This is a genomic window from Candidatus Streptomyces philanthi (assembly GCF_059553635.1).
In genome coordinates this window covers 1-2,186 of the sequence record NZ_JCANQV010000526.1, presented here as the reverse complement: position 1 = coordinate 2,186, position 2,186 = coordinate 1, and the positions used below count along the sequence as shown (strand labels likewise).

Annotated in this window: 2 protein-coding genes; one reads left to right on the top strand and one right to left on the bottom strand. The window is 75.8% G+C overall.

What is annotated here, in order from left to right:
* Positions 1 to 953: ornithine carbamoyltransferase (argF, locus tag AC51EU_RS29850; protein ID WP_496270214.1), on the bottom strand; the 953-nt coding region annotated here is incomplete at its 3' end.
* Positions 954 to 1,232: 279 nt separating this feature from the next.
* Here argF and AC51EU_RS29845 point away from each other — a divergent pair.
* Positions 1,233 to 2,186: bifunctional transcriptional activator/DNA repair enzyme AdaA (locus AC51EU_RS29845; protein WP_496270213.1), on the top strand; the 954-nt coding region annotated here is incomplete at its 3' end.

Below are 2,186 nucleotides of genomic sequence, written 5' to 3'. Positions count from 1 at the left end.
TGGAGGACGGACTGGGCGGTGGGCAGCCGGTTGGCCGCCTGGCGCCAGACGAGCGACCGGTCTCCGTCGAGCACCTCGGAGGTGATCTCCTCGCCGCGCACGGCGGGCAGGCAGTGCAGGACGACGGCCTCCCGGCCGGCGTGCGCGAGGAGGCCGTCGTCCACCCGGTGGGCGGCGAACGTCCGTGCCCGTTCGTCCCGTTCGCCGGGCCGGTCCATGGGGACCCACACCTCGGCGTAGATCACCTGGGCGTCGCGGACCGCCTCCACCGGTTCGGTGACGAGGGCGACGGAGCCGCCGGTCCGCGCCATCGTGCGGCGGGCGTCGGCGAGCACCTGCTCCTCGGTCTCGTGGCCGGGCGGGGACGCGATGACCAGCCGCATGCCGGTGCCCGCGCAGGCTTCGAGGAAGGAGACGCAGGTGTTGCTGCGGCCGTCGCCGATGAACGCGGCGGTCAGTCCGGCGAGGCTGCCGAAGTGCTCGCGCAGGGTGAGCAGATCGGCCAGCGACTGGCACGGGTGGTGGGTGTTGGAGAGCGCGTTGACGACCGGTACCGACGAGGCCCCGGCCAGTTCCTCGACCGTGCTGTGGGCGAAGGTGCGCAGGGTGAGGGCGTCGAGGTAGGAGGAGAGGACCCGCGCGGTGTCGGCCAGGGTCTCGCCGTGGCCGAGCTGCATCGCGCCGCGGTCGAGGGTGAGGGCCGTCATGCCGAGGCGGTGGGCGGCGACGGCGAGGGAGGCGCGGGTCCTGGTCGAGGGTTTCTCGAAGATGCACCCGATGGCGGCGCCCTCCAGGCTGCGCCGCCATCCCAGGGGCTCCCGTTTCATCTGTGCCGCGAGGTCGAGGAGCCGGGTCAGGCCCACCGGGTCGAGGTCGCCCACGCGCAGCAGGTCGCGCGGGATCTTTCCGTTGGCGGCCGGTGCGGCCCCCGTCGTCAGGTGCGGGTTCGTCATGACCGGTCCTTAGGGTCGGCGCTGCGGGTCGGTGCGGCCAGCCTTGCGCACGGCCGGGGCGGTGGCACGCAGGGCAACACGGACGGGTGAAGCGCTGGGGCAGGGCCGTGACCCGCGCCGGGGAACGGGGGACGGCGGGGTGCCGTGGGCCGGGAGGGACGGGGCGGAGGGGCCGTACGGGGTACCGGTCCGTGCCGTCCGGGACCGCTCCCCGGGCGCGGCGGCGCCATGTCCGATTTCCGCCAGCCGGACCGTCGCGGCCCGCCCATACTGGGGCGTATGACGACCGAGGACAGCCGGTACGAGGCGGTGTGCAGCAGGGACGCCCGGTTCGACGGGGTCTTCTTCTTCGCCGTCGCCACGACCGGCATCTACTGCCGGCCGAGCTGCCCGGCCCTGACGCCCAAGCGCCGCAATGTGGCGTTCTTCCCGACCGCGGCCGCCGCCCAGGGCGCCGGGTACCGCGCCTGCCGCCGCTGCCGGCCCGACGCGGTGCCGGGCTCCGCCGAGTGGAACGTCCGCGCCGATGTCGTCGGCCGCGCGATGCGGCTGATCGGTGACGGGGTCGTCGACCGCGAGGGCGTCGCGGGCCTGGCAGCCCGGCTGGGCTACAGCGCCCGCCAGGTGCAGCGGCAGCTCAACGCCGAACTGGGCGCGGGCCCCCTCGCCCTCGCCAGGGCCCAGCGCGGGCACACCGCGCGCGTCCTGCTGCGGACCACCGCCATGCGGGCGGCCGATGTGGCGTTCGCCGCGGGATTCGCGAGCGTACGGCAGTTCAACGACACGATGAAGGAGATCTACGCGGCCACCCCGGGCGAGCTGCGGGCCGCCGGCCCCGGGCGCGCCCCGGCCGTCACGGGCACCCCGGGGACGGGGGTGCCGCTGCGGCTCGCCCACCGGGGCCCGTACGCCCGTGCCGAGATCTTCGACTTCCTGGGCCCGCGCGCCCTCGCCGGTGTCGAGGAGGTCACCGGCGTCCGCGGGGAGCGTGTCTACCGCCGCACGCTGCGGCTGCCGTACGGGCCGGGCGTCGCCGAGGTCCACGAGGCGCGGCGGGGCGAGGGCTGGCTGGAGTGCCGGCTGCACCTGGCCGATCTGCGGGACCTGACCACCGCCATCCAGCGCGTCCGCCGCCTGTTCGACCTGGACGCCGATCCGTACGCGGTCGGCGAGCGCCTCTCCGCCGACCCGGCGCTGGCCCCGCTGGTGGCGCTGCGGCCCGGACTGCGCGCC